The organism is Photobacterium makurazakiensis, from assembly GCF_050336715.1.
In the GTDB taxonomy this organism is placed as follows: Bacteria; Pseudomonadota; Gammaproteobacteria; order Enterobacterales; family Vibrionaceae; genus Photobacterium; species Photobacterium makurazakiensis.
In genome coordinates this window covers 1-26900 of sequence record NZ_JAKJSJ010000048.1, presented here as the reverse complement: position 1 = coordinate 26900, position 26900 = coordinate 1, and the positions used below count along the sequence as shown (strand labels likewise).

Annotated in this window: 26 protein-coding genes and 1 pseudogene; 16 read left to right on the top strand and 11 right to left on the bottom strand. The window is 41.7% G+C overall.

Features of this window, described 5'->3' with window-relative positions; genetic code table 11:
• Nucleotides 1-223: 223 nt before the first annotated feature.
• On the bottom strand, nucleotides 224-799 hold the full coding sequence (locus tag L4D09_RS20120) for a hypothetical protein (protein ID WP_428459315.1): 576 nt from the start codon (nucleotides 797-799) through the stop codon (nucleotides 224-226).
• Nucleotides 800-1048: 249 nt separating this feature from the next.
• On the opposite strand from L4D09_RS20120, the gene L4D09_RS28895 reads away from it, so the two are divergent.
• Both L4D09_RS28895 and L4D09_RS20115 read left to right on the top strand, forming a co-directional pair.
• Nucleotides 1049-1138 (top strand): hypothetical protein, encoded by a 90-nt coding sequence (locus tag L4D09_RS28895; protein WP_489686002.1) that lies wholly within the window; start codon nucleotides 1049-1051, stop codon nucleotides 1136-1138.
• Nucleotides 1139-1318: 180 nt separating this feature from the next.
• The gene (locus tag L4D09_RS20115) at nucleotides 1319-2446 is read left to right on the top strand and encodes a patatin-like phospholipase family protein (protein ID WP_428459314.1); all 1128 of its coding nucleotides are present in this window, start codon (nucleotides 1319-1321) and stop codon (nucleotides 2444-2446) included.
• 63 nt (nucleotides 2447-2509) lie between these two features.
• Here the strand turns inward: L4D09_RS20115 and L4D09_RS20110 are convergent, their stop codons facing one another.
• Both L4D09_RS20110 and L4D09_RS20105 read right to left on the bottom strand, forming a co-directional pair.
• Nucleotides 2510-3415 carry a manganese-dependent inorganic pyrophosphatase gene (locus tag L4D09_RS20110; RefSeq protein WP_428459313.1) on the bottom strand — a complete coding sequence of 302 codons (906 nt, stop codon included), beginning with the start codon at nucleotides 3413-3415 and terminating at the stop codon, nucleotides 2510-2512.
• A gap of 169 nt (nucleotides 3416-3584) precedes the next feature.
• Entirely contained in the window at nucleotides 3585-5138 is a 1554-nt protein-coding gene (locus tag L4D09_RS20105) for an EAL domain-containing protein (protein ID WP_428459312.1), read from the bottom strand.
• Between the two features lie 209 nt (nucleotides 5139-5347).
• Between L4D09_RS20105 and L4D09_RS20100 the strand changes: the two genes are divergently transcribed.
• Together L4D09_RS20100 and L4D09_RS20095 are read left to right on the top strand one after the other, a co-directional pair.
• Nucleotides 5348-5695: a hypothetical protein gene (locus tag L4D09_RS20100; RefSeq protein WP_428459311.1), complete on the top strand. Its 348-nt coding sequence runs from the start codon at nucleotides 5348-5350 to the stop codon at nucleotides 5693-5695.
• 295 nt (nucleotides 5696-5990) lie between these two features.
• Complete coding sequence (locus L4D09_RS20095) at nucleotides 5991-6590, top strand: GTP cyclohydrolase II (RefSeq protein ID WP_428459310.1); 600 nt, start codon at nucleotides 5991-5993, stop codon at nucleotides 6588-6590.
• 83 nt (nucleotides 6591-6673) lie between these two features.
• Here the strand turns inward: L4D09_RS20095 and L4D09_RS20090 are convergent, their stop codons facing one another.
• Nucleotides 6674-7045: a nuclear transport factor 2 family protein gene (locus tag L4D09_RS20090; RefSeq protein ID WP_428459346.1), complete on the bottom strand. Its 372-nt coding sequence runs from the start codon at nucleotides 7043-7045 to the stop codon at nucleotides 6674-6676.
• Between the two features lie 174 nt (nucleotides 7046-7219).
• Between L4D09_RS20090 and L4D09_RS20085 the strand changes: the two genes are divergently transcribed.
• The 4 genes and pseudogenes from L4D09_RS20085 to L4D09_RS20070 all read left to right on the top strand — a co-directional run bounded on the left by L4D09_RS20085 (nucleotide 7220) and on the right by L4D09_RS20070 (nucleotide 11096).
• Nucleotides 7220-8131, top strand: coding sequence for a LysR family transcriptional regulator (locus L4D09_RS20085; RefSeq protein ID WP_428459309.1), 912 nt, complete (start codon nucleotides 7220-7222; stop codon nucleotides 8129-8131).
• Between the two features lie 370 nt (nucleotides 8132-8501).
• Nucleotides 8502-9713 carry a multidrug efflux MFS transporter EmrD gene (gene emrD, locus L4D09_RS20080; RefSeq protein WP_428459308.1) on the top strand — a complete coding sequence of 404 codons (1212 nt, stop codon included), beginning with the start codon at nucleotides 8502-8504 and terminating at the stop codon, nucleotides 9711-9713.
• 294 nt (nucleotides 9714-10007) lie between these two features.
• Nucleotides 10008-10673, top strand: a pseudogene (locus tag L4D09_RS20075) (methyl-accepting chemotaxis protein); the annotation flags it as partial.
• Between the two features lie 6 nt (nucleotides 10674-10679).
• Nucleotides 10680-11096: a CZB domain-containing protein gene (locus L4D09_RS20070; RefSeq protein WP_428459345.1), complete on the top strand. Its 417-nt coding sequence runs from the start codon at nucleotides 10680-10682 to the stop codon at nucleotides 11094-11096.
• An 81-nt stretch (nucleotides 11097-11177) separates the two neighbouring features.
• On the opposite strand, the gene L4D09_RS20065 is transcribed toward L4D09_RS20070, so the two are convergent.
• Nucleotides 11178-11504, bottom strand: coding sequence for an HI1450 family dsDNA-mimic protein (locus L4D09_RS20065; protein ID WP_428459307.1), 327 nt, complete (start codon nucleotides 11502-11504; stop codon nucleotides 11178-11180).
• A gap of 226 nt (nucleotides 11505-11730) precedes the next feature.
• Between L4D09_RS20065 and L4D09_RS20060 the strand changes: the two genes are divergently transcribed.
• From L4D09_RS20060 to L4D09_RS20050, 3 genes are read left to right on the top strand one after another with little or no spacing between them, the layout of a single operon-like run.
• Nucleotides 11731-12504: a nucleotidyltransferase domain-containing protein gene (locus L4D09_RS20060; protein WP_428459306.1), complete on the top strand. Its 774-nt coding sequence runs from the start codon at nucleotides 11731-11733 to the stop codon at nucleotides 12502-12504.
• Between the two features lie 59 nt (nucleotides 12505-12563).
• Entirely contained in the window at nucleotides 12564-14942 is a 2379-nt protein-coding gene (locus L4D09_RS20055) for a DNA polymerase II (protein WP_428459305.1), read from the top strand.
• A 24-nt stretch (nucleotides 14943-14966) separates the two neighbouring features.
• On the top strand, nucleotides 14967-15113 hold the full coding sequence (locus tag L4D09_RS20050) for a nicotinate-nucleotide--dimethylbenzimidazole phosphoribosyltransferase (RefSeq protein ID WP_428459304.1): 147 nt from the start codon (nucleotides 14967-14969) through the stop codon (nucleotides 15111-15113).
• Nucleotides 15114-15211: 98 nt separating this feature from the next.
• On the opposite strand, the gene L4D09_RS20045 is transcribed toward L4D09_RS20050, so the two are convergent.
• Nucleotides 15212-15523: a hypothetical protein gene (locus L4D09_RS20045; RefSeq protein WP_428459303.1), complete on the bottom strand. Its 312-nt coding sequence runs from the start codon at nucleotides 15521-15523 to the stop codon at nucleotides 15212-15214.
• Between the two features lie 226 nt (nucleotides 15524-15749).
• Between L4D09_RS20045 and L4D09_RS20040 the strand changes: the two genes are divergently transcribed.
• On the top strand, nucleotides 15750-16001 hold the full coding sequence (locus L4D09_RS20040; protein ID WP_428459302.1) for a DUF1289 domain-containing protein: 252 nt from the start codon (nucleotides 15750-15752) through the stop codon (nucleotides 15999-16001).
• An 81-nt stretch (nucleotides 16002-16082) separates the two neighbouring features.
• Here the strand turns inward: L4D09_RS20040 and rplY are convergent, their stop codons facing one another.
• Complete coding sequence (rplY, locus tag L4D09_RS20035; RefSeq protein ID WP_428459344.1) at nucleotides 16083-16361, bottom strand: 50S ribosomal protein L25; 279 nt, start codon at nucleotides 16359-16361, stop codon at nucleotides 16083-16085.
• A gap of 394 nt (nucleotides 16362-16755) precedes the next feature.
• Between rplY and L4D09_RS20030 the strand changes: the two genes are divergently transcribed.
• Nucleotides 16756-18915, top strand: a complete 2160-nt coding sequence (locus tag L4D09_RS20030) for a TonB-dependent hemoglobin/transferrin/lactoferrin family receptor (RefSeq protein WP_428459301.1) — start codon at nucleotides 16756-16758, stop codon at nucleotides 18913-18915.
• A gap of 86 nt (nucleotides 18916-19001) precedes the next feature.
• Here the strand turns inward: L4D09_RS20030 and L4D09_RS20025 are convergent, their stop codons facing one another.
• From L4D09_RS20025 to L4D09_RS20015, 3 genes are all read right to left on the bottom strand, one after another.
• A complete protein-coding gene (locus L4D09_RS20025; protein WP_428459300.1) occupies nucleotides 19002-20156 on the bottom strand; it encodes a conjugal transfer protein TraF in 1155 nt (384 codons plus the stop codon).
• A 173-nt stretch (nucleotides 20157-20329) separates the two neighbouring features.
• Nucleotides 20330-22075, bottom strand: a complete 1746-nt coding sequence (gene radD / locus L4D09_RS20020; protein WP_428459299.1) for a DNA repair helicase RadD — start codon at nucleotides 22073-22075, stop codon at nucleotides 20330-20332.
• A 140-nt stretch (nucleotides 22076-22215) separates the two neighbouring features.
• Nucleotides 22216-22710: a GNAT family N-acetyltransferase gene (locus tag L4D09_RS20015; protein WP_428459298.1), complete on the bottom strand. Its 495-nt coding sequence runs from the start codon at nucleotides 22708-22710 to the stop codon at nucleotides 22216-22218.
• 304 nt (nucleotides 22711-23014) lie between these two features.
• Here L4D09_RS20015 and rsuA point away from each other — a divergent pair, with 304 nt between their 5' ends.
• The 3 genes from rsuA to L4D09_RS20000 all read left to right on the top strand — a co-directional run bounded on the left by rsuA (nucleotide 23015) and on the right by L4D09_RS20000 (nucleotide 25790).
• Complete coding sequence (rsuA, locus tag L4D09_RS20010) at nucleotides 23015-23710, top strand: 16S rRNA pseudouridine(516) synthase RsuA (RefSeq protein WP_428459297.1); 696 nt, start codon at nucleotides 23015-23017, stop codon at nucleotides 23708-23710.
• 230 nt (nucleotides 23711-23940) lie between these two features.
• Nucleotides 23941-25131 carry a Bcr/CflA family multidrug efflux MFS transporter gene (locus L4D09_RS20005; protein WP_428459296.1) on the top strand — a complete coding sequence of 397 codons (1191 nt, stop codon included), beginning with the start codon at nucleotides 23941-23943 and terminating at the stop codon, nucleotides 25129-25131.
• 8 nt (nucleotides 25132-25139) lie between these two features.
• A complete protein-coding gene (locus L4D09_RS20000; protein WP_428459295.1) occupies nucleotides 25140-25790 on the top strand; it encodes a DUF2913 family protein in 651 nt (216 codons plus the stop codon).
• Nucleotides 25791-25887: 97 nt separating this feature from the next.
• On the opposite strand, the gene L4D09_RS19995 is transcribed toward L4D09_RS20000, so the two are convergent.
• Nucleotides 25888-26900 (bottom strand): DUF2867 domain-containing protein (locus L4D09_RS19995; protein ID WP_428459294.1); only part of this gene is annotated, 1013 nt, incomplete at its 5' end.

Below are 26900 nucleotides of genomic sequence, written 5' to 3'. Positions count from 1 at the left end.
GTTAATTATTGGTATTCTTTTAATGCGCGGTACAAATGAAGTGTTTATTTGCTTCACCTGGTTTAAATGACCAATGCTTTGGGGCTTATGTGGCTTGAAATATTATTTTACAGACATAAGAAAACTGACTGTAAAACCAGTGATTCATAGTTAAATCATATGGAGTAGGGTGTAATGGATGGAAATTGACCACCTTGGTGGCCATAAATTGTGAGACGTTTGCCTAAAACGAGTAACTAATACCAAGGTTAGTATGGAATTGTGACATCCATTTAGATTCGATTTTGACATTGCAGCTTTCGTCGCCTGTTGGCAGGTTGCAAATGGTTGTTGTATCACTGTCGATTAAGCTGAATAGCCAACGTGTTTCAAAGACAAGGTTGAGGTTCGAGGCGATTTTATATTCGACACCGCCATGTAGCCCGCCTGAAAAAAGCATATCACTGTCAGTCCAATCGGCATCAATAATCGTAGTACCCAGACTGGCACCGACAAAAGTATCGACGTGTTCGAAAGTATCAAACCGTAGTGCACTTTGAAAATGCACATATGATAGCGAACCACTGTCATTAAAATTTGCAACATTTGTAGGTTGATGACTTAGATATAATCCAACCCGTCCATTATATAAATCAGTTTCGAGACCGAGTGCATAATGAACGTCGTTATCAATATCAATTTTGATGTTGTTTTCATCGCTAAAACTATTAGAAAAGCTGTAACCTAGATAAGGCGTTACATAGACGGCATTGCTGGCAAGAGCCGGACTTACGGCTATTACCCCTAAAGTGAACATCATGAATCTCATTTTTATCATTATCCATACCCGTTAACGTGGCGACAGAATGAATACCCGAGCTAATTTTAGACTGAATATTACTCTCAGGGCGCTGGGTATGAGGCGTTTTATATTAAAAGTTGGTATTAATACTTAATTGTAGTGTGACATCATTCTGATATTCATGCTTTTTCAATGGCTAGAATCTTGAACTCCCCCTAAAATAAGGTTAATACTTTGTTAATGTTTAGTTTGATTTAGAGGCATGATATGGAAAAAGATTTGAAACACGCCATTGCATTAGCTGCAGTTACGATGTCTGTCATTAYCACTTTTGGTTTAATCGCAATCACAACATAACTTGCTAATAATTATTGATAATCTTAACAGTGTTCCAGTTTGATTAAGCAAGGTAGGGTATACTGTCGACATAGTGTTCTCGAAGTATTGGTGAGAATGTGTATGACGAATCATTTACCTTTTAGCTTAAAAGATTTTAATTTACCATTAGTTAACAATTTCTCTCGACAGTTGTTGCAGGTGAAAAGGAAAAAAATTGCGCTTGTTGTTCAGGGTGGTGGACAGCGTGGGATATTTACAGCTGGTGTTTTTGATGCGTTCTTAGATGCTGGGTTTGATCCCTTTGAGCTTTATATCGGTACCTCTGCAGGCGCACTTAATTTATCATCATTTATTAGTCGACAACCTGGTTTTAGTTATAATTTCATCGTTGATTTCACAACTGACAATGAGTTCTTCAACCTTTATAAATATTTAAGCCAACAAAAGCCCATGAATTTGGATTGGGCATTGCAAGCCGTTATACCTGGCGGTTCAATGCCGTTGGATGTTGTAAAGGCGCAAGAGGTACTCGCTAAGCGTACAGCCTTGGCATGCGCAACTCGAAAAGATAATCTCCAAGATTTGTATCTACCACTCTACGGCCACAATTGGTGTGAAGTGTTAAAAGCAACCTGTGCCATTCCCGTTATTTATAACCAGCCTGTTAATATTGATGATCTTGAGTGGGTTGATGGGGGCGTGAGTGCAGCTGTACCTGTAAAAGAAGCGTGGCAACGTGGTGCTGATTTGGTTGTGGTGGTACGAACAGAACCGCTTGCATATAAGCAAGGCGATAGCCGTACTACAAATGATTGGCGTGGCAGAATAGAGTCAGCTTTACCTGAGTACATTGACCGACTGAGTATGAACACATCATTTGATAAGGTGAAGACGCTGCATAGTGAGTTTTCAACAAAGTTTGACCAATGGAAACATAGTTTACGAGATAAAGGGATGAGCCTCCCTGATCGAAATGTCGACGAAGTGGCAGCATCGAAAGAAAGAGGGTGGAGTTTACTTTCCCAAGAAAATATTGAACGGCTGCTGGCAATGACGGGGAAAGGCAAAAGCAACGAAATATTAGAAATGCTCAATCGGTATTATACAACGTATAACGATGCTCATGAATTTATGCTATCTCCCCCTGAAGGTTTGAAAGTTATCCAGATTACGCCAGAAAAAAACCTGCGTAGTCGAGCACTACTAAGTGATAAAGATGATCTGGAAATTGATTACAGAGAAGGCAAAAAAGTGGGACGTGAATTTGTTAATCACTTTGCGGATATTCTAAATGAAACGTCTTCCGTAAGCCCTTCAGTGAAATAAAGGCATTGGAATTATTTGGAATAAAAAAGGAACGCGAAAGCGTTCCTTTTTTGACTCTAACGATTAAGCTAGAACTTTCTGTAGCCAAGGCCAGCCCTGCTTTTTACGGCTTAGGGTGTTTTCCATCATTAACTGACCATTGTCAGCAAACTGGTCTAGAGTTGCGTTCCACTCTCCCTTGTAAAGTAGGCGAGTCGTGCTTGTTGTGATATCTGTAAGCATTAGCGCAGCCATTGCAAGGCCTTCTGAATCACAGCGGCGTTGTAGGTCTGCATCTAGTTCATCGATAATTGCATCAACTTGCTCAAGAGTTGCAAGTTCAATTTGACCAACAACAACGTCACGGTTGTTGAATGGGTAAGCTTTAAGATCTTTTTCTACTAACTCAGCAGCAGAAAGACCTTCAATATCAGTTTTAGCGATAAGTAGCTCTTTGATGAATAGGTCAAGATCTTCAACACCAGCAAGTAGTGCAAGTTCAGCTACTGCATCTTTGTCTTTTTGTGTGCATGTTGGTGAGGCAAAACCAACAGTATCACTTAGAATTGCAGACATCATCAGTGTTGCAAGTTCACGAGTGATTTCAGTTTCTTCCATCTTGAATAGGTTAAACATGATGGTACAAGTACAACCAACAGGCCAGATCCAAGCTTCAAGTGGGTTGACTGTCATTACATCACCTAGGCGGTGGTGGTCAACAATACCTACAATTTCAGCGTCTGCGATATCGTCTGGTGCTTGTGCTAGATCTGAGTAGTCTACTAGCCAAACTTTTTCACCAGCTACGCCAGTACACATTTCTGGTTGATCAACACCAGCTGTTTTTAGGATGTGCTGCGTTTCACGGTTTAGTTCACCTTGACGAACGGCTTTAGCTTCAAGACCGCGAGCTTTCAGTAGCTCTGCGCCGACGAGTGCTGAACAAATACTATCGCTATCAGGGTTTTTGTGACCAACTACTTGAATCATTTCGTTTCCTTTACTGCGTCAATAACAGCGTTTGAGCTGTTAGACAATTTAATCAATCCAGCCAGATGAAAGAGTAACTGGAATTCTAACCGAGCAATTTTAGAGTTTTTGTGAAAAATAACAATTGAAGTGACCTAAAAAAGGTGCAATTGTTTATTTCAACGCCTATTTAGCTCTGTTGTTGCTCGCTAATATGCTGTTCAGTCGAAGCTGTTGGGTTAGCGTTATATTTTAGTATTTCACTAAATGACAGTGGCTTACTGAAGAAGTAACCTTGCATAATCCAGACGCCTTTGCTTTGTAAGTAGTCAACTTGGGCTTGGTTCTCAACACCTTCAGCAATGAGCTTGAGCCCTGCATGTTTAGCGAAAAGTATGATTGAATCGAGAATGGTCGATTTCATGTCATTCGTACCAATCGTATCGATGAACATTTTATCAATTTTTAACGTGTCGATTGGTAAAGCCTGAAGGTAACTAAACCCACCATAACCTGTACCTGCATCATCAAGTTTTATAGAAATACCATGTTCGTTTAGGCGAGTAATGACTTCATGTGCCAGTGGTAAATTGGAAAAGGGCGTTCTTTCTGTTACTTCAAATGCTATTGAAGATGGCGGTATCTGACTTTTTTCCACCATAGCAAGTACATCGTCGGCGAAAGCATGGCTTTCAAGTAATGCAGGAGTGACATTTAAACTTAAAAATCCAGCTAATTGATGTGCTGATGCTTGAGTAAATTTACTCGTGATATCTGATAACAAATAGTATGTCAGTTCAGTGATCTGCCCGCTGTACTCTGCAATAGGTATAAATTGCTCTGGTGAAATATGCTCACCATTTTTTTTGTGCCAACGCATAAGCACCTCACAACCTTCGAGCTGATTGGTTTGCGTGTTAACGATGGGTTGATAATGCGGGATAAACTCTTTTTCTTGTAACCCAACTGTTATCAAATCTTGCAGCGTACGCTCAGGCGTGCGTTTCAGCCCAATCAACAAACATACTGATAGCAATAATGATGAAAGTAAAAGTTGTACAGTGAGTAAATCTTTCTGAACAATGTATTTTATGCCCTCAGGGGTGGCAGATATCGTAATGATATATTGAGGGCTGAAATTTTTACTGGCTATCGGAGTGTACTGCTTATCAGGGTGTTGAAGGTACAACGGGATATGGCTGCCTTGATATTCTAATGCCATGGCAACGCAACCTGTACACATTTCACTATCAGTATAGATATTTTGAAATGGCTCTGTAATGGTAATGAGCTGGCCCGTTGGCATGTTGAAGGTTACTTTGACACGATGGTTAAAGTAGGGCTCGACGGAATAACTCCTGTTAGCATTGCCGCTTAGAAGCTTTGCTTCTGATTCATTAAATTCTTTTATTAAACTGACTTCGTCACCATAGATTGAGCAGCGTGATTGCTTGGTATGAAGTTCTATAAGCTGAATAACCGTCGACTCTTCAATGGTTTCACGCAGTAAGGCTAAATCCTTTTTATTACAAGTAAAACTTAGCTGATCAACTAATTGATCAAGTTCCTTACCTAACTCAAGGTAGCGACCTTGGTAAAATGAATGAAGGTTGTCTAATCGTTTACTTACATCAAACTTAAATAGCTGATTGCTGAGCATACTCGATGAAATGGCAATAATGGCGAGGCCAGAGATGAAAAGAAGGGAGGGTAAACGCCAACGTAACCAGAAAGAGTGAGTCATTAAGCCAAATATGCGTATGAATAAAAGAAGCATTTAATCATAGCTGTAGCGAATATAATAGTTAAAAAGCAGGCAGTATACTGCTTGTTTCTATGATTAAATAATTCGCACTTGTAAGTGGTTGTATTAGAACGGTGGTCAAGGGAGTAGCCATAACGCCATTAAAGGTATATAAATAATACAAGTTATTTGAGAGGGAAGAGATAACCATGTTAGTGTTCAGATTATTGCCTGTAGTGATCAGTTTTTGGTTACTTGCAGCACATTACTTACGCTTTTCTAATCTAGGCATGCTGTTAGTACTAGCATGCTTACCCTTGCTGCTTCTTTACCGTTCCTCATATACGCCGAAGTTAATAACGGTGTTGCTGGTTGTTGTTGCAGCTCAATGGTTAATGATCACTTATGACATGGTGTCACTAAGACTGATGATGGGTAATGATTGGATCCGGTTATTGTGTATCATGGGGGGCGTAGTGTGCTTTACGTTGATGTCGGCATGCTGTTTTCAGACTGAAAAAGTCAATAATTTCTATAAGAAGCTAGCACCTAGATAGGGTTGATAATTCCCGTCGTGATATGTTATAACATAACAATTCGTTGGCGTTTTACCTAATATTTACTTTTAATGTATTAACAGAGTGTCACGAAGCTGTTTTAGTGTAATAATTTTAGATATCATCTTAGAAAAAGTGCAATGCTTGATAAGTGCTAAGTGCTTCAATGCATGTCATATTAAGTGTTGATTAAAGAATATTGGCCAGATAGTAAGTGTCCTTTGATATTGATTTATCGAATTAGTGAATAATCAAAGCAGGCGCTCGCTTGGCAACAGAAGTACTTAGGAACAACATGGTAAATGTAAGGGCGAGAGTGCCTTTTAAAGTTGGCTTAAAAAGCAATATTTCAGCAGACCTTCTATCGTTCAATAACTTAGAGTCAGGTAAAGAGCACGTTGCTTTAGTTTTTCAAACGGCAGACCAATGTGATGAGCCACCTTTGGTTCGCATGCATTCTGAATGTCTGACGGGAGATGTCTTCCACTCATCACGGTGTGACTGTGGTGAACAACTAGACGAAACCATTGAAAAAATGGGATTAGAAGGTGGGGTATTATTATACCTTCGTCAAGAAGGTCGCGGCATTGGCCTATACAATAAGATAGATGCTTATGAGCTTCAAAGTCAGGGCATGAATACTTATGAAGCGAATAATCACCTTGGTTTTGGTGATGACTTGCGCGACTTCACTGAAGCCGCGTATATGCTTAAGGCGCTCGGTATCAATGAGATTCGCTTAATTACGAATAACCCTAAGAAAATTCGTGAACTTGAAGCACTTGGCATTACTATCTCAGAGGTTGTTGGGACAAAAGCGCATGTCAAAGATGGCAATGAAAGCTACCTAAAAACCAAGGCTAGTCACGGTAAACACCGCTTCCATTTTGATTAATCTTAATGTTTAACAGCCCTGATTAGTCAGGGCTGTTTTGTTTCTTGTTTCATTTAAGAAGCAGTTTCAGCTAAGAATCAAATCTAACGTTCACCTTGCACTTCAAAGTCATCATACTCAAGTTGTGCCGTCCCATCTTCTTGTAGTGCCCAATGTTCTTCATGTACAACACCAAACGCTTTGTTCATTGTCCACTGTGAACGGAGTATGTAGCACTTATCACTTTTCTTTTCCCACGTTGTATTTTGATACTGAACATTGTTGTAGCCTGAATCGATAATGTTTTGCCAAAACGCTTGAATTTCGTCTCGCCCTGTAAATGTACCAAATGGACGGGCATGCATAATGGTATTGGCTTGATACTGCTCAGCACATCCTTTTGCATCTTGTTGGTTAAATGCATTTTGCCAGCGAGTTATGCCAGCTATAAAAGCTTCAGGTACTGGTGTATTCATCGTGTTGTCCATGTTGTTATCCTTTAATGTCATCAATATCGTTAGCAAGATGTTCAGAGTGTTTGTATTTAGTGCTAGCGAGTCGCATTAGCTTGTGTATAAGCATAAAAGATAAATTGATGGAGAAATATGAAGTAATATGTAAGTACTGTTTAGTTAAATCGAACAATAAAAATGAATTACTTACGTCATATGGCTGTATTTGCAAAAGTGGTAGAAAAAGGCTCGATAAGTGCTGCTGCAGATGCATTGAGTTTATCTAAATCGGTAGTTAGCCAGCACCTTAAAACACTCGAGAATGAGTTAGGCATTATTTTATTGGTGAGAACAACAAGGCGGCAAACGTTAACGCCTGCTGGGGTCGCGTTCTATGAAAAATGTCAGCAAATGAATCAGCTAGCGCAAGATGCATGGGAAGTCGCAAAAGAAAGCCAGTTAACACCGACGGGCACAGTAACGATTACAGCCCCTCACGCACTGATGAGTAGCATTGTGGCCCCTGCGATTGGAGAGCTAGTTTCTGTATACCCAGCTATTATTCCGCATTTAATTGCTGATGACGGTCGGTTAGATCTTATAGAACACAGTATCGATTTTGCAATCAGGGTGGGAGAATCACCATCCAGCAGTTATAAGCAACGAAGGCTAGGTGAATTTCGTGATGTATTGTGTGCTTCGCATGATTATATGCGACGGAGTAATACAGTGTTAGGTTATTCAAATACTATCGCTGAGGACTTACAGCAATTAGACTACGTTGCGAATGTATGGCAGGGAAAGTACGTGGTTCACCAGCTTTTTCATTCATCCCGAAAAGATGGCTTAACGGTAGTGTTGCACCCAACCCGGTTTGCTGATTCTTTACCGACAGCATTGGCATTAATAGAGTCAGGTGCTGGTATTGGAATTGTACCGGAGTTTCTCTTTGAGCCGCTGGCGCAGGAGGGGAAGCTTACTTCTGTTGTTGACGGGGCTTATTTAATGCCAACAAATGTCTACGCTATTCACGCCTTTCAATCATCGATGCCATTACTCGTGCGACTCTGCATAGATGCAATAGAAGCGAGACTTGCCACTAAATCATAATATTGTTTTAGCCAGAATACCTAAGCCTTTAGTAATAATGTTCATAATAATGTAAGTGGTTTTTTAAGTGTGCATATTATTCAGCTTGTTACACGCTTTTGGCTATATCTATAGAGTATGAGTTCGCATTATATTTTCTAATGAAATTCATAATAAACTATCGTGCTTAATTACGCTCTAAATTCTTGCTCAAATGCCCATTCAGCTTTACTATCCCTCCACCCAAATAGTGCTTGTTACCATGTAAATCAATCAATGCGGGTTTATGTTTTAACAAAGATTATCTTATGGGTTTTTATCCTGCCTTCGAGTGGTGTTTTTAATAAATACCTCTTTTATCTTTATATTATTCTGTGATGAGGATTTAGCTGTGGAACAGCAATCGTCTTCTGCTAAGTTAGCAAAGCTGTTATTTTTAATAATCATTCTGGCTGCTGTCGGTCAAATGACACAAACCATGTATGTGCCATCTATTCCGGCAATGTCGGAATACTTCTCGGTTAAGTCTGCATATTTGCAAGCCGTGATGGCCGTATATTTGATCCCTTATGGTCTCTCACAGTTCGTTTATGGCCCACTGTCGGATCGTATTGGTCGACGCCCAGTTATCATCATTGGTATGGTGATCTTTCTTGTTGGTGCGTTAGGCGCATTACTTGCGCCTAACTTTGAGTTATTTTTGTTAGCCAGCTTTGTTCAGGGTTTAGGTACAGGTTGTAGTGGTGCAATGTGCCGTACGGTTACCCGCGACTGCTATAACGGCAATGAATTACATCGAGCCAATAGTTTTGTAAGTATGGGGGTTATTTTCTCACCATTACTTGCGCCAGTATTAGGCGGATACTTATCTGCTGAGTTTAATTGGCAATCGAGTTATGTGTTCTTACTCGTTTTTGGTTCGATTGTTACTGTCGCCATGATGTTTATGTTTACTGAAACGTTACCTGCCGAAAAACGCCGTAATGAGCGAGTTTGGGTTAGCTACCGTTATGTAATAAGCAATCGTCGTTTTCAAGCGTATGTTTTATGCATGATGGCAACATTCTCTGGTATTGCTGTTTTTGAAGCCGCAGCAGGGGTGCTATTAGGCAGTGTGTTAAAACTAGATCCTAAAACGGTGAGTTGGTTGTTTGTATTACCGCTTCCGGGCTATTTAGCGGGTGCTTGGTTATCTGCGACCTTAGCTAAGCAAATGGGTAACTTCCGAGTCATGATCTTGGGTATGATGGCGATTATTGTTGGTGCAGTATCAATCTTGATTCCAGGTATGGCTGGATTAGTGACAGTGAATTCACTGATTGGTGGTGCGTTCGTGTATTTTATTGGGGCGGGTATTTTGTTTCCAGCAGCAACGACTGCAGCGATTCAACCCTTTCCACAACATGCTGGAACAGCAGGCGCAGTGCTTGGCGGCTTACAGAATTTAGGTGCCGGTATAGCAACACTTGCGGCATCCTTGATGCGTGCAGAAGATCAATATAGCCTTGGCGCAGTTATGACAGTGATGGCAATACTCGTTGTACTCAGCTTGTTTTTGGTTTATCGCAGTAATCAACAAGATGATGCCCCCGTACTGGTATAGATACTATTATTGAAGAAAAAGAAAAGGCGAAGTACGTATGTTTTTACTCGTAATCGAGAAACATACAGTACTTCGCCTTTTTTGTGTTTAGTCCACAGCGAATGTTTATAAAGCTAAAAATGCTGAGGTTAATATTCTGGTCTTGAATAATTACTTAGATATACATCGTTACAGTTTATAGTGCATAAAGTTGCACCTCTCATGTTTCAAATCATATTGGTTTATCTTTAATTATCATATAATTACTGAGCTACACCTCTGTACCCATAGAATAATTAGGATAATAATCAACCGATGTTAATACTCAAAAAACAGCATCAAAAAATAATGGATAAACTGCAAACGGATCATAAGCAAGGGTTACAGCACCTACAAATACAAATAGAAGAACTTAAGGATGAGCTCGTTGAATCACGCAGAGAGAGTGAAAGGCTCAATACTGATTTAATGATTTTTTCAACACTGTCTCATCACCAGCAAAGCGGATTTCGCTTATTGAATGATATTCGTGAAAGCCTAGTTAATAGTGCTGAAAACCTGAATAGTGAAGATCAGCAGTTATCTGCCTTAACGAGTGTATTTACACAAACCCGTGATGCAATTTCAAAACTCGATGAGCGAAGCCATATGATCGCTGATCAAACGGAGAAAAATCATAACCTAATTGGCCGGCTTGATGAATCGGCATCTGGGATTCATGAGTTTATCAATGTAATTAGAAATATTTCTGAACAGACAAACCTGTTGGCATTAAATGCCGCCATTGAAGCTGCACGAGCCGGTGAGTCCGGACGTGGTTTTGCCGTAGTTGCCGATGAAGTGCGTAGTTTAGCGTCAACCAGTGCAGAAGCGAGTACGAATATTGATGGACTTGTTAATGATGTTATAGACATGACATCACAAATAAAGTCGGCAAATAATGAAAGCCTTATCAGCGTTGAAGATGTATCAGCAAGTAATCTACAAATGCGCACTGTCATTGAGGAAGTACTTGATTCTAGCCATAAAATGCAAAAAGTTATTGGACAGTCGGCAGTAAGAGCATTTTTGGAAACCGTTAAATTAGATCACGCGGTATGGAAAAATAATGTTTATACCCGAATAGCTAATAATGAAATAGGTACCTTGAATACTCATAAAGAGTGCCGGCTAGGTCAGTGGTATTTTGAAGGCGAAGGCAATGAGTCTTATCGTCACTTCCCAGCATTTGTTAAAATGGATGAGCCACACCGCTTAGTGCATGAAATGGGACAAATGGCGCTGAATGCGAAAAAGCAGGGCGATAGTCATGCTTTGCTGGCCGCGACAGAGGCTATGGAAAAAGCAAGCTCAGAAGTGGTGGCATTGATTGATGAGTTGATCGTGCAAGCAAGCCAACATTAATTACGACAAATATACCCAAGTTACATCAATATACCGTTTCAGTATCTTGAAGTAACTTGGATCGCTTAAACCCGAATTGCCTTAATCACGCTTCCAAAGAATATGGCAGAATTTATGTTCAGGATCTCGGCTAACCAGTAAACGAGCAAACACATCATCAAGTTCGTCATTTTCTTCGTTTACCAGACCAACACGAATTTCGGCATAAACTTCTTTATCAACGTCAAAGCCGACATGCTCAGCCCAGTCGTCTTTTGTTTCGACCAGTTCAGCGGCACCGCGTTCATCAAATTGCAGGGTAAATAACAATACATCTGCAGATTCGAGGTTATCTGACGCCATTTCTAGAAAAATATCGTAAGCCGCATCAATCGCATCGTCGTAAGAAATCAGGTTTGGTGTTTCCATGAATTACATCTATCTCAGGTTGAGTGAAGCTACAGTATAACGATTGAGAAGAAGGGGAACAAATGAAAGGGGCGAGTACGTCAGTTCACTGTTACGCGGGAAGTAAAGCGGAAGCCATATGGGATAGAAAGCCAACATTTTCAGCCTAGATGACTATGAGTAGAATATTTTAGTGATTATTCCGTTTATAATTACCTTGTTATTATAAAGCTGCAAAGGAAATACCGTGCCGACTGCGTTACCCACACTTGATAGCCAATCACCACTCCAGACTCAATGTCACTCTATCGTTGTTGAAGCCGTTACTCAGCTATCATCCAGTTTTGGGACTGCACTCCATAGTATCTACTTGTCTGGGAGCGTAGCTCGCCGTACTGCAACGATTGGTGATTCTGATTTGAATTTAACGTTGGTACTCAATCGAGCATTAAGTCCAGCCCAAGATGCTTTGTTAAGTACGATAAAATATCATTTTGCCAATCAACAGAAAGTGTTTACGCAACTATCGCTACGTGTTGTTTTGCTTGAAGATGTGCTTTCTATTTCGTCCGTATTTACTTGGGGGGTTTGGCTTAAACACAGTAGCTTTTGCCTTTATGGTGACGACTTATCAAGTCGCTTCGGTTGTTTTGAGCCTAGTTGGGATATCGCTAAATCGTTAAATGGTGATATTGCAGAGCAGCTTAAGGGGTACCGACAGAAAATCATGACGACGAAAGTACTCGCGAGTTATATTGGCTACTGCCAAGCTATTGCAAAGAAAATGATTTGGAGCTGTTTCTCACTAGTTCTTCATCGAGAAAAAAAATTAGCACTGTCATTGGACGATGCAGCGAAGACGTTTCTGAAATACTACCCTGAGAAAGAAACCGAGATTGAGCGGCTGTATATTTTGTGCTCTGGTCAGCAAGTCCCTAAAAAAGCAGCATTATTTATGATTAATGAGTTTGGTGGCTGGATTGTGACTGAGTTCGACAAAATTGAGCGAAAAATCGGATAATTAGTCACCGCTGAACGTTCGTGAACTAACATCGCTATACATAAACAAATGAGGTTTCATTGCAAACTCAATCCAATGGTTTTGTGTTAACGCGCCAAAGCCGTGATACCCGAGGAACAACGGAAGTTATTCTTTGGGTTAAGACAGAAACGGGCCCTGCGCGACTTGTTGTACAGGGTGATAAACCTGTTTGCTTCATTCGTCAGCAAGACTTAGTGCTTGCCCAACAAGAAATCCATAAAGCTGGACTTAGCGTTAATTGTAAGCCTTTGGCATTAAAAAACTTTCAGTACCAAGATATGGCTGCATGCTATTGCTCGTCAATAAGAGACAGCATCCAGCTGCCTCAAATATTGGCAAAGGCTGGGGTTGAAGCGTTTGAATCTGATATTCGTTTAGCAGACCGCTATTTGATGGAGCGGTTTATTCGGGGGGGCATAGCGTTTTCAGGCCAGCCCCATCAGCGTGCAGGTTATTTAGAATACTCGCAAGTTAAAGCCAAGTCGGCTGACTATAAGCCGACTCTATCCATTGTTTCATTAGATATTGAGTGTTCAGAAAAAGGCATCTTATATTCCGTAGGCCTTCATAGTGATGCCGACAGCCGAGTGATAATGGTTGGTTGCGCTGACAGCTACGATGACGCAGCTGATTGGATTGAATGGGTAGAAGATGAAAAGTCATTGCTATTCGCGTTAGAACGTTGGTTCATTCAGTATGATCCGGACATTGTCATCGGCTGGAATGTTATCGACTTTGATTTTCACTTGCTGCTTAAACGGGCGGAATGGAATGCGCTTAGTTTACGTATAGGGCGTGGAAAACAACCACCACATTGGCGAAAATCACATCAAAACCCTAACCAAGGCTTTATAACTATTCCCGGCCGTGTGGTACTTGATGGTATTGATACGCTCAAAACAGCAACGTATAACTTTCGTTCTTGGTCGCTGGAGTCAGTATCGCAAGAGTTATTGGGGGAAGGGAAAGATATACATAATGTTCATGATCGTATGGCTGAAATTAATCACATGTTCCGCCACGATAAGCTTTCACTGGCCAAGTATAACCTTCAAGACTGTAAATTAGTCACCCGTATTTTTGAACATACCCATTTACTAGATTTTGCTATTGAACGTAGCTGTTTAACTGGGGTTGAAATCGACAGGGTGGGGGGCTCGGTCGCGGCTTTTACAAATTTATACCTCCCTCAACTGCACCGAGCTGGCTATGTTGCCCCAAGCCTTGATAGTGAGAACTGGATTGCAAGCCCTGGTGGGTATGTCATGGACTCTAAACCTGGACTTTATCAGTCGGTATTAGTGTTGGACTTTAAGTCGCTTTATCCATCAATCATTAGAACATTCCGCATTGATCCGTTGGGGCTGGTTGAAGGCTTGCTTCTCGAAGAGGGGCGGGAAGGAGAAAAGGCGATTGCCGGTTTCAGAGGTGGGCGCTTTCACCGTGAAAAACACTTCCTTCCTAGCATGATTGAAAACTTATGGGCGGCGCGCGATCAGGCGAAAAAAGAGGGTGAAAAAGCGTTTTCACAAGCAATCAAAATCATCATGAACTCGTTCTATGGCGTACTGGGTTCATCGGGTTGCCGTTTCTTTGATCACCGACTTGCTTCATCGATTACCATGCGTGGGCATGAGATTATGAAAACGACCCGTGAACTGATAGAAGCAAAAGGGTACGAGGTGATTTATGGGGATACCGATTCAACGTTTGTTTCTCTAAAGAGCAGCCATTCATCAGAACAAGCTGATGATATTGGCCAGATGCTGGTGGACCACATTAATCAATGGTGGCATGACCATTTGAAACAGGAGTACAACATTTCTTCGGCTCTTGAGCTTGAGTATGAAACCCATTATCACAAGTTTTTGATGCCAACGATACGCGGCCAAGAAACTGGCAGTAAGAAACGGTATGCCGGGTTAGTAAAGCAGAACAATGAAGAAAGGATTGTCTATAAAGGGTTAGAAACGGTTAGAACCGATTGGACAAAACTATCACAAGATTTTCAGCAAGCACTGTACCATCGTGTGTTTCATGACGAAGTGGTAGAGGAGTACGTAAGACAATACGTTGAAGATACTCGAGCTGGTCATTATGACGGTAAATTGATTTACCGCAAGAGGTTACGTCGTAACCTTTCTGAATATCAAAAAAATGTCCCTCCACACGTACGTGCAGCACGAATGGCTGATGAAATGAACAAAAAGCTTGATCGTCCAATGCAATATCAAAATGGTGGTTGGATTGAATACGTTATCACGATTAATGGCCCAGAACCGATTGAAGCTCAGCAGAGCCTTATTGACTACGACCACTATGTAGATAAGCAACTAAAGCCTGTTGCCGACGGAATACTGCCATTTATCGGTAAACATTTTGATGAGATCACCGCACCACAACTAGGATTATTTTAATTTGCTAACACAAGGAAATAGCAGATGCTTGATGCAAAGCCTTTATTGGATTTATCACTGAGGTTAGGTGAAGGTACAGGGGCGGTATTAGCGGTACCGATATTAAGAGCTGCAGTCGAGTTTTATAACAATATGGCGAGTTTTTCTGAAGCAGGGGTGACGGCAGTATAAACTGGCTGCTTAGCCATCTGTGAATTGAGCGTTGAATTAATATAAAACCCGCATTTAGCGGGCTTTTATTGTGATGATATCAACGAAGATTGTTGATATTAGCCGAAATACTCGACGCTATTCACTGATGTTTTAGAGGCATGAATTGGATCGAATTTAATCGCCCCTCTATTTGGTGTACAAATTTTATATAAGTCACCGCAGTCAAAAATAGCTAACACAGTTTCATCTGTACGGAAAATTGCCGGAAGCGGTTGACCTATTTCACATGTACACGCTTGACCTTCATGTTGCCATTCTAATTTAAAGATGCGTTGTTCTTGTGTTGGTGCGTCAACATGGTTAGCAATAGAGCTGAATACTGACTCTGCCTGACTCGGGCTAGATGCCGATGGTACAAAAAAATCCATGGTTCCCTCCTAGAAGCACAGTAGTGAAGTAACCTACTGTTAAAATGAGCGGTTATCGACCCTGATAACCTCACAAAGGTTACCAGAATATTTGTTGGACTTGCAAGTTACTTGCATAGTAATTCGTTATTTTAATGTAACCGATTTGGTTTCAGCATGATAAACGATTATGATCAAAGAAGGTGCCTAGTTTGCTGTTAATGGTTTTATGGGGGAGAGGTAGTCTATGGAACAACTTGATTTCTTCACGATTCCTAGCCCCTGTGTGGGTGTATGCCAGGCAAATAACCGTGGTTATTGTAAAGGATGCTTTCGCAGCCGAGATGAGCGTTTCCATTGGCAGCAATTCACTAATGAGCAGAAGCGAAATGTAGTTAGGCTATGCCATCAACGTTATTTGCGTATTTTACGGGCGAAAAATCAGTTGTTACAGGAGAGCGATAAACGGGAAGACTCTGGTCAACAGGAGTTGTTTTAGTGGTAGGTATTACGATTGGAATTGTGAATATAAAAAAAGCGCCCTAAGGCGCTTTTAAATTGAGTATGGTAACAAATGCGATTAAACGCGTTTGAAGTCCATGTGCTCAACTTTTGGCTTGAACGCGTGACGTTGGATGTCTTGTGGCTTAACAGCAACTTCTTGACCATCGATCACTAGGATGATGCCTTCGTAGAACTCAGGCTTGTCCATTTGGTTGATGATATCGCTGTGTAGGATCTCGATAGCAACAGGAGCAGCTTCGCCACCGTAGATGATAGCTGGGAATTTTTCTGCGTGACGTAGACGGCGGCTCGCACCTTTACCTAGGTCAGTACGTACAACTGCTTCAAATTTCATAGACATAGTAAATACTCTTTATATATATAAGTTCATCAAGTAATGCGACCTTACTCAATGTCGTAAAAACGAGCGCGGATAGTAACAACGATCCGTGGAGTCGGCAAGCTTAAATCCCATGATATTCATTCAACGACTTATATTTTAAGCAATTCAGGCTAAAACTGAGTAATGGTAGCCATTATATTACATGGTTTCTTCAATTTTCATCATATTCGGGATGCATCAAATTTAAAGCCGTAATAGCAGAAATTATAGCTCTTGCTATAGCCTGTTTTCTGCAAGAAAAGAAAAATTCGATCGAAATCACATTGATAATGATAGTAATTATCGTTTGTATTTGTAATAATCTCAGCCACTGATTTGTTGATAACAATATTTTTAAGCAGGGATTATGAGTTACAAGCTTACTTTGATTGCCAGTTCTGTAGTGATAGCACTTTCACCTTCTCTTCATGCCCAAGAAGATGTTTCTATTTTTGATGAAGTTGTTGTCTCGGGGACTCGCTCTGAGCAAAGTATTAAAAATGTGCCTTCAAGTGTTTCTAAGGTGTCTTCAGAAGACATTGAGCAAAACTTAGCAACAGATGTTAAGCAAGCGCTAAAGTATGAACCGGGCGTGCAGGTTAACGGTCAAGGTCGGTTTGGTATGGAAGACTTTACGGTTCGTGGCATGAGCGGTAGCCGTGTAAAGGTAATGGTGGATGGTGTAGAGCAACCATCATCTTACAATCCTGGTGCTGAAGTGATGCGTAAAAACTCCAATACGATTGAAGTTGATACCCTTACTGCAATTGAGGTGAATAAAGGCCCATCATCAACCTTATACGGAAGTGATGCGCTTGGTGGTACAGTGCTGATGCGTACCAAGAACCCTGAAGATTTACTTGGGGCTGGTGATGATACGCATGTTGGCTTGAAAACGGGTTATGCCAGTGCAAGCGATGAGTATAAAGCGACAGTTGAGGTTGCAAATAGAACTGGCGATCTTGAAACCATGGTTATCTATACCTACCGAGATGGGAACGAAACTGAAACCCATGGTGATGGCGCTGATATAACAGGTCCAGATCGTGGCCAAGCTGACCCCTATAGCATTGAATCTCATAATGTATTAGCGAAAGCTTTTTACCAAATTAACAATGAACATCGTGTTGGTGTCACTGGCGAATTCTTCACCCGATCAGCCAATGGTAAAATTTTATCTGGTGAAGGTCGTGATGGTGGTATGCCGGGTTACATTTATACCAATGTACGTGGTGAAGATGAAGATCAGCGCTATCGCATTGGTTTTGAGCATGAATGGTTAGCTGATCTTGTTGTGTTTGACACACTCGATTGGAGCGTGAACTGGACAGAAAGCGATGCTGATCACAATAGCTTTGATCACACTCAAGCAAAAGGAAATCGTAATCGCTTCCGTTCAGGTAAAGATGAAAGTTTGCAGTTTGATCTACAAATGCAGAAAATGATTGAGCTGGCTACAAGCCGACACGAATTCACTTACGGTGTTTCAGCGGCAAACGATAAATTTAGCCTAAGTTACACCGATTATAACTTGGACGATGGATCAAGTACCCCTGGCAGCCAAGAAGTGCCGAACTCTGAATCTGAAAAACGCGCTGTATTTGTACAAGATCAGATGTTCTTTATGGATGATCAAATGGTCGTTACCGCAGGCCTTCGTTACGATGACTTTACCGCGACACCAGACAGTTCGTCAGGCCTAGAAGAGCATAATAGCGATGCATTAACTTCACGTTTGGGTGCGGTATACCATTGGACAAATAACCTAAGTACGTATGCTCAGTACAGCGAAGGTTTCCGTTCACCGACGATTCATGAAATGTATTACGACAAAGATAATACGATGTTTGGTTATCGTATTGAGGCAAACCCAGATCTTAAACCGGAAGAAAGTCAGTCATACGAAGTGGGTGTGAGGGCGGCTAACCGTTTCGGTAACCTTGAACTGTCAGCATTTTATAATGACTACAAGAACTTCATTAAAAGCCAGACAACAATGGATGGCAGTGTAGAAGTTACGACCAATGAGAACATTGATAAAGCACGTATCTATGGTTCTGAGTTCAAAGGTAACTTATGGTTAGATGAAGCATTTAGCGCCCCGATGGGTACATACGCACGCTTGTCTTTAGCCTACCTAGATGGTGAAGATAAAGAAACGGGTGAAACCCTGAATACGATTGCACCATTCACAACCGTTGTAGGCCTTGGTTATGATGCACCAAGTGAAAACTGGGGTAGTGCAGTAACAGTTACAATGGTTGCCTCTAAATCAGGTAGTGATTGGGAAGCGCCTGAAGCTGGTGAAGAAGCGAATGTTGATGCACCAAGCTACACTGTTGTTGATTTGACCGCATATTACCGTCCAATGAATGATCTGACGCTACGTGCAGGCTTGTTTAATGCCTTTGATGAGAAGTATTGGCAGTACCAAGACCTTGACGGTGCAACCGCGTCAACGGAAGGTATTGATCGTCGTACTCAACCCGGCCGTAACTGGGGCGTAAACCTAGATTACAGCTTCTAAGTTTACTTTCGACTGAAAATGAAAAGGTCTAGCCAATGGTTAGACCTTTTTTAATTCATCGGTTTCGACTTGTAGGGGACGCTGGGTTAGAAATTCAGCGTCATTTGCGCTGAAAGAGCGTAATTATCGTCTTTACCTGCTTGTGCGCCCAAATCAAACCCAATTTTGCCAAATGGGCGGAAACCTAAGCCGAGGGTTACCATATCATCGGTAAAACTTGTCATGCTGTGTATGTAACCCATACGAAATTGTGCCCAGCCCCAAGCATCAAGTTCTGCACCTAAGCGGGCGTATTGAGTCTTATAGTCGTACTCTTTGAAGTACTTTTTAGTGTTTAAATCAATGTCTGCGGCAAGGCTAATCCAATCAAGCTCATACTCGATACCCAAGACATATTCAGGGTTCACAATGTAGGTTGCCCTTATGCTATTTTGAGGATTAGCGGCAAGGGTATGTTTGATTATGTTGCGTCCTGTAATACCAACCAACATATCATCGGTAACTTGGTAAGCTGCACCAATATCAATGTTAACTGTCGATTTCTCAACATACTCATCAGCCCAGTCGAAGTCATCATCTTCAAATTTATCCACGGATTCTATGTAGTTAACCGCATAGATGCGTTGATATTTTGGTGAAATGCCCACAAATAATGGCTGATCTTTAGGACCAAATGATTTTGCGAATGTAAAACCGACATCGACTGTTGCCCCTGCAATAGCTTGGCCTTGGGATTTCAGTTCTGAATTAGCAGGATCGTCTAAGGTTAAATCATCATCATTAACATCAAACGCTGCAATGGCAGACATCTGTGATTGAATAAAAAAGTTGGTACTTAAATAACGATTGGGAATCGCGACGACGATACCTAAGTTGGCTTCAGCATTTAATGTATTATTATCTAATTGTCTTAGTGCTTCACGCCATTGATTGAGCTCGTCTGGCGTAGGATTGTTACCAAGGTTGTTATCGAGTTCTTGAAAATGGTCAAGTTTATCCAGTGAATTATCAGCATCATGTAATCGGGCACCGACCATAGGGAGGATTAAGCCGAAAGAATCATCGTATCCATAAGCTGCTGTAAGGGCAGGGTTATGGAAACTTGCTGTAAGGTAATTGGCAGAGGCTACACCTGTTCCCCCCATACCTACACTTCGGGTATCGAACGTTGTCATCGCCTTGGCTGAAAATGGTGTAACGATTAGCAAAAGTGGTAATACAGCCTTGTTAAAGTTCTTCAATACTAAGTCCCTGAAGCATTATGATGATGATCAAGTTATGAATTGTAATGATGGGAGATGATATTGCTATTATGCAATCCCTTTGAGTGTCATAACTTAAACAATAAAATCGACTTTATTGTAACCATTTGTATTTTGGTCGGTCATTGTCGATATTATGTAATTATATATGACTACGCTTTTTGGTACTGATCAATGTCAAATAGCTTATCTCGAATCGCCCAAAATCGACCACTTTTGCGGGCAATAATGATTTCTGGCGGGCGTAGACGGTGTTCATTATTGGCGACCTTTGTTGGTGCGGTATCAGTGAATGGACGGTGACGATCCACTAGGTGCGGGTTAATGAATTTACGCAAAAAGTCGTTTTTTTGTCCTTTAGTCGATAACGGCCAAACTTCACTAATTTCTGAGCCTTCATCACTGACGTAGATAACTTTTAATTGCGGCTTTTCAAATTTGTTCTTGCCTGGCTCTAAACGCAGATCAGTGCACTTCATGATCATGGCATCTTTTAATTTCAGCGCGTCTCGGAGTTTTTTATCCGGATCGACCATCACCGCATCACACTGATGACAACGACGCGCGGCAATATCATTATCAGCGCCACACTCTTCGCAATATTTAGCTCTAAAGCGATAACCACATTCTTCACGTTCACCAGTATCATCATCTTCGAAATAGCCTTGGCAACGACGCCCATAGTGTTCAATTAAGAAGCCTGCAGGATCAAGTTTGCCCCAAAAGCTGTTGTTAAAGCCACAAGCAGGGCAGGGCACCATGATCACTTCACTATCACTGTTTGGTTTAGGGTCGCCGACTTCGGGTTGGTATAAATCGTAGCAATTCCCTGCATACTCAAGAACCAAACAGTCTTTTTTTCCGTCAGATAAGCGCAAACCTCGGCCAACGATTTGTTGGTAAAGGCTAATGGACTCTGTTGGACGAAGAATCGCAATCAGATCAACATGCGGTGCATCAAAACCTGTGGTAAGTACTGAAACGTTAACTAAATATTTGATCTCTTGGCGCTTGAAGCTGTTGATAATACGATCTCGTTCATCTAACGGCGTATCGCCAACAACGAGAGCGGCGTTTTCACCTTCAAGGTAGCCCATGATTTCTTGCGCATGGTTTACAGTCGAAGCAAAAATCATGATGCCGCGGCGATCTTTGGCATAGTCAATGACTTGCTCAATGATCATAGGGGTCGCACGGGCTGATTTTTCGATAACACTATCGAGCTCTGACTCTTTATAGTGGCCACTGTTTGATGCTTTTAGACTGGAGAAGTCATAGCCAAGTACTGCCATGTCCATGACTTTGGGCTCGGTTAGAAAGCCTTCATCAAGTAAATAACGAATGGGTAATTCAAAGATACAGTCTCGGAAGAATCGCTCTTGTTCGGTGCGCACTTGCCCACGCGTGTGGTACTTGTATATCCAGCCCATGCCAAGGCGATAAGGGGTTGCAGTCAGTCCAAGGATCTTAATGCCTGGGTTTATCTTCTGAACATGAGCGATGACTTTCCGATATGCACTATTTTCATCGTCTGGTACACGGTGGCATTCATCGATAACCAATAATGAAAACTCATTGGCAAATAACTCGAGACTGTTAGCCATAGACTGTACAGAGGCAAAGACAACTTGCTTATCGGTTTCTTTACGACCAAGCCCCGCAGAAAAAATAGAGGCTTTCAGGCCATAACTTTCATATTTAGCATGGTTTTGCTCTACCAGTTCTTTTACGTGAGTGAGTACTAAAACACGCCCACGGGCTATCCTTGCAAGCTCAGCAACCACTAGGCTCTTACCTGCACCCGTTGGCAAAGCGAGTACTGCTGGGGTAGAGTTTTTACGAAAGTAATGGATAGTTGCGTTGACGCTGTCTTGCTGATAAGGACGAAGGGTATACATAAAATGGCGTAATGAGCATGGCGAGATGAGGCTTGCTAGTGTACCGATCGTTATGCTTATTGGCGAGTGTTGATTGGATACTTGAACTGCCTCTTGGTTAGGCAGTTCACTATTATGAAGCAGTTATTCTGATGTTGGTATTATGAGGCAATAGTCAGTGGTATTTCGCTTGGGCTAATCACTTTGGTCATCATGCAGAACTGGCGTCGAGGAACAAAGCCATGCTTTTCATAGAATTTACGCGCACCTTTATTACCGATATTTACTTCAAGTGAAAGGGCGTGTACGCCAGCTTCAGCAGTATGTTGCTCAATTTGAGGGATAAGGTCTGTGCCGATCCCTTGCTGACGCCAGTCTGGTTTGAGGTAAAATTGGTCGATTAAACCAACCCGTCCACCGTGTTCAAGGCTGAAGCTGTAACTAACAATGATATGCCCAGCAATGACTTTTTCACCATCGTTGTCTATTTCGATAAACCAAGCTTGGCCGAGTTCGGGGTTACTAAGAAGCTGATTGATTGCGTGTTGAGTCTGTTCTTTCTTTTGAGGAAGAACTTCATATTCAAATAGCTCCTCAACGAGTTTAAGTAGCATATCCTTTGATGACATACTTGGCGCAACAAGTGAGATGTTCATATTTTGACCTTAGCAGTTAGGCTTCACTACCCAAACGTAGTGAAAGGTATACATCCTGTTTATACGTAACCAATATCTGACACGTCCAATAATTCAGACCACATAAAGTAAAAAATGTTCGAGATTTAGATGTTCGTTAGAAATTGAAAAATAACCTTGAACTTTAAAGCTTACACAAATTCCTAGGGTTGCATATTGAATGATGTCAACGATCGCTTCTATTTTAGCTCATAATGCGCGTTAAGATGTGCATACAATGTGTAAGTTGTTATGATGCGCGTTTTTGTACCATATGGAGCCAGTAATGAGGCTTGATAAATTCCTAAGTACCACGCTAGGTATTACCCGCAGAGAAGCAGGTAAACTGCTAAAAGACAAGCAGATCGAAATCAATGGTGAGGTTGTTAAAAATGGCTCACTAAAAGTCACTGATGATTGTGACGTTGAATTTAACGGTCGTTCTTTGCGGTTCAATGGTCCCCGTTACTTTATGCTTAATAAGCCAACAGGCTTTGTGTGTTCCCATGTGGATGACTACAACCCAACGGTTTTTGTACTTATTGATGAAGTAAGCCCTGAAAAACTTCATGTAGCGGGTCGCCTAGATGGTGATACGACAGGGTTGGTTTTACTTACCGATGATGGGCAATGGTCTCACCGTATAACGTCTCCACGCCATGTTTGCGAAAAAGTGTATTATGTGGAGTTGGCTGATCCTCTCCCAGAAGAAACTATTCAGCAGTTTGCTGAAGGGGTGCAATTGCGTGGTGAAAAAGATCTAACACGACCAGCTAAACTTGAAATTTTAAGTGAGCGTGAAGCTGTTATTACCATTTCTGAAGGTAAATACCATCAAGTTAAACGTATGTTTGCCGCTGTTGGTAATAAGGTTGTTGGGCTACATCGCGAGCAGATTGGCAGTGTTGAGCTTGATGAAGAGCTTGAGCCGGGTGAATACCGCCAACTGACGGAAGAAGAAGTCGCATCGTTTCAAAAGTAAGAGTAGGCGTTTCAACGTTTATTCAAAATTAGACAAACGATTTTCAGGGGAGCTTTGCTCCCTTGTTTAGTTTTTCCCACTATAAACTATTGGTGAAAGCCGAGTATCTACGTCATATCCCGTAGATACCTTATTAGAAACGCAATCTTTCTTATTGAGAAAGAGTCAATTCAGCTAATTCATCGTACAATAAGCTTCTTCTTGATAATTCCAGCAGTAATAGAGTTCATATGACAACACAAGACGGCCAAAAGCTGAGCTTGCAATTAATTATTATTCTTGGTGCGATTGGTGCATTAACACCACTTGCCATCGATATGTATTTACCGGCAATGCCGACGATTGCCAGAGATTTAGCAGTAAACCCAAGCTTAGTCCAAACGACATTAACAGCGTATACCGCAGGCTTTGCTATTGGACAGCTTTTACATGGACCTTTAGCCGATAGTTACGGACGAAAACCAATTTTAATCATTGGTGTTATTGCTTTCGCGATTGCTGCTATGTTCAGTGCAACTAGTCAAGGTATCGTTGAACTGACGTGGGTTCGTGCTGCACAAGGCTTTGCTGGCGCTGCTGCCGCGGTCATAATTCAGGCTTTGGTACGTGATATGTTTGAGCGGGAAGAATTTGCTCGAATGATGTCGTTTATTACCTTGGTCATGACGATTGCTCCACTTATCGCACCCATGTTAGGGGGGTACTTATCGATATGGTTTGGCTGGCGCTCGATCTTCTGGGTATTGGCTGGCTTTGCGATACTGATTGTCATCGCCGTTGTCTTTCGTATTCCCGAGACGTTGCCACCTGAAAAACGTTTGCCTTTTCATCTTGGTTCGACCCTACGTAATTACGCCAAAATGCTAACGACACCGACGGCTGTTGGGTTGATTTTCTGTAGTGGCTTTTCATTTGCAGGCATGTTTACGTTTTTAACTGTTGGGTCATTCGTTTACATCGATTTGTACAATGTAAGCACTGAACACTTTGGCTTGTTATTTGGCTTAAATGTCGTGTGTTTAATATTAATGACCAGTATTAATGGACGCTTAGTTAAAAAAATGGGCTCGCATTGGATGTTACGATTTGGACTGATTATTCAGCTAATTGCGGGTATCGGTGCGATTCTTGGGCAGGTGCTAGGCCTAGGCTTGTGGGGGGTTGTTATCCCTGTCATGCTATTTGTTGGTACAATTTCTATCATTGGTAGTAATACAATGGCGTGCTTGCTTGCTAAGTACCCGCATATGGCGGGGACGGCTTCTTCATTGGCAGGTACAATGCGATTTGGAACCGGTACTGTTGTCGGTGGGTTGGTTGCTTTAATGCACAATTCATCGGCATGGCCGATGGCAATTACAATGGCGCTGTGTGCGTTTTTATCTGCTGGCTTTTACTGGTTTTTATCGCGTGATGCTTAAGGAAACACATGACAACTTTTTATCAAGAGATTTATAAACTAGTAACCGATGGCTTAACCTTATTGTCTGAATCTCAGTCATCAGGTAAAACACCACGTAATCCAATCAGTGAAACCCATTTTCTTAGTGCTTGGGTTACAAAAGTGATCAAGCAGCAATATTATGATCATTGTGTGGCTAAAACGCTTATTGCGTGGCAAAAACAAGCTCGAAGCAAGGGCAAGAATGCACAACTAAAGCAGCAGTTTGAGCACATTCAATACACGATAGGTGGAACTCAAGCTGATGACAACAACAGTGGTAAAGCGATCAGCAAAAGCCAAATTGATGCTTTATACCAGCAGCTTGAAGCTGATGATTGGTTAGTGACAACGGAATATGAAGTTAATCGTAAGGTTAAGCATTTTACGGATGGCCAAGCTTCATTAGTGGTGTGTTCGGCACAAATTAAAGCCGGGTTTTCAGAAGGTGATGAGCTGGTGAAGCCTCTTTCATTTTTTGTTCGTGGCGATGCTAAAGCGTTGGTTGACGCCGCGTTTGCGCACGGTTTGTTGCTGTATAAAGTGACGGATTATAAGTCGATGGTTAAGTACCATGGTGAGTACCTTGTTTACCCAGGAAATGCGGGTTCACACTTGCCTGAATTGCCAACACGCTAAAAGGTACCATATTGGCTGAATAAGTAAGCGAGGGCTTTTGCTCTCGCTTATTTTTTATCTACATATTTTGTGATGATATCGGCCAATGGATGGCCTATTAGAGTGTATCACTTTTACCATCATGTCCCTTTGCTTTGCATCGCTTGACAAGGGCGTGCGTCATACCTCGAAAGATAAACAAGTGGGCTGGCATCATGGCAAACCAATAGAGTAGGCCAGTAAAACCAGCGGGGTGCCACCATGCACGAATGTCGACCTCGCGATATTCGCCTTTATCCTCGATAGTAAACTCTAAGCGGCCAAGCCCTGGTGCTTTCATGCCAAATAATAACGAGAGAAACTTATTCTCTTTAAGGTTAATAACCTTCCATGAATCTACTTTATCGCCGAGCTGTAGTTCATTAGGATCGCGCCGATGGCGCTTTAATGCATTCCCACCAATGGCAAAGTCCATCCATTCCCGTATGCGCCACAAAAAATTGGCATAAAAATAACCTTCTTTACCACCCACAAGTTGCACTTGTCGCCAGAGTTGTTCGCACGTCGCGTCTGTTTGTAAGGTGTAACCTGCCTGCTTAGGGTAATAACCGTAGCCTGGTTGCCAGCGAGATAAAGCATCAGGGTCAAACCCCCAAATATCACTTCTAACGACTTCGGTTTCATGACTTAAACATTCTTCTACGGCTTCATCGTAACTGAGCAGGTATTGAGGAATGAGAGACTGTATTGCACTGCCGTCAGCAGGAAGATCGAATCGTAAGCCTCCGATTAGGGCTTTAGCAATATTTGTGGGTACCGAAGTAATAAAGCGTAACCAAAGTGCGGCAAATTTCGGGGTTAAGAAGGGGACAGGTAAAATACGTACTTTTTTCCCTGCTTGGCGGCCCAGTATACGCATCTGCGATTCATAGGTGATATCTWCTGGGCCAGCGATGTCCATGACTTGATGGCGGCATGGTTCGAACTTTAATAATTCAAGTAAATAATAAAGTAGGTTACGTAATGCGATTGGCGAATTACGGGATTTAACCCATTTTGGGGTAACAATAACGGGTAAGTGGTAGACAAAATCTCGCATAACTTCAAAAGCAGCAGAGCCGGGGCCAACAA